The organism is Serratia sp. 14-2641, from assembly GCF_001692375.1.
GTDB lineage: Bacteria > Pseudomonadota > Gammaproteobacteria > Enterobacterales > Enterobacteriaceae > Chania > Chania fonticola_C.
In genome coordinates, this window is record NZ_LXKR01000019.1 from 1 (window position 1) to 643 (window position 643).

The following is a 643-nucleotide window of genomic DNA, read 5'->3' on the forward strand; positions in this document are numbered from 1 at the left end:
CAGTACATCGTGGTGCAGAAGTTGCTGAGAACCACCGATGGCAAACGACAGGCTGTGCGTGAGTACATTATCTTTGACGATCCCTTGCGGGAACAGTTGACGCAAATGCCTTACATCAAATGGGGCCAGCACATTGACGGCATTATTCGAACTGAGCAACGGCGCATTGCCGATCATGCCTGGCGGCTGTACTTGCAAGGCAGCATCGCTCGCAGCGAGCTGGCCGTCGCCCTGACCGGTCACCAGTTGCGTGAACTGGAGCGAGGTCATACCCATGAATGACGAGCTGGAGCCTTTGCTACCAGGCTATTGGCGCAATGCTTCTCGGCGGCTCAATGTCTACGGTGTTCCTGCCCCCTTGTTTCTGCTGTATCTGTTCTGGTTCCGCTTCCCTACCTGGGACACGATTTATGTGATCAGCGGCATCATCCTTTTTTTCCGAATTCTATCGGCCTTTGGTTGGACGTTGACGGTGCTGAATGCCCGGCTGGTCTATCTGTTGCGGGGAAAGCGGCTGTCGGGCCGCCCGTGGTGGTATCGCCGCTTTACTGAAGGCGAGTGACGATTATCCACATAGGCCTTTTAGGGTGCCGGGGTATAGATCGGCATCGAGGAGATCAACATGGGAAAAGTAATTGAGCAC

At 54.7% G+C, this 643-nt stretch carries 1 protein-coding gene and 1 pseudogene; both read left to right on the plus strand.

What is annotated here, in order from left to right; translation table 11 throughout:
* A pseudogene (locus tag A6U95_RS08725) lies at positions 1 to 282 on the plus strand (plasmid transfer ATPase TraJ); the annotation flags it as partial.
* Positions 275 to 562, plus strand: a complete 288-nt coding sequence (gene icmT / locus A6U95_RS08730; RefSeq protein ID WP_021807919.1) for an IcmT/TraK family protein — start codon at positions 275 to 277, stop codon at positions 560 to 562. The pseudogene A6U95_RS08725 and the gene icmT, both read left to right, overlap by 8 nt.
* Positions 563 to 643 lie beyond the last annotated feature (81 nt).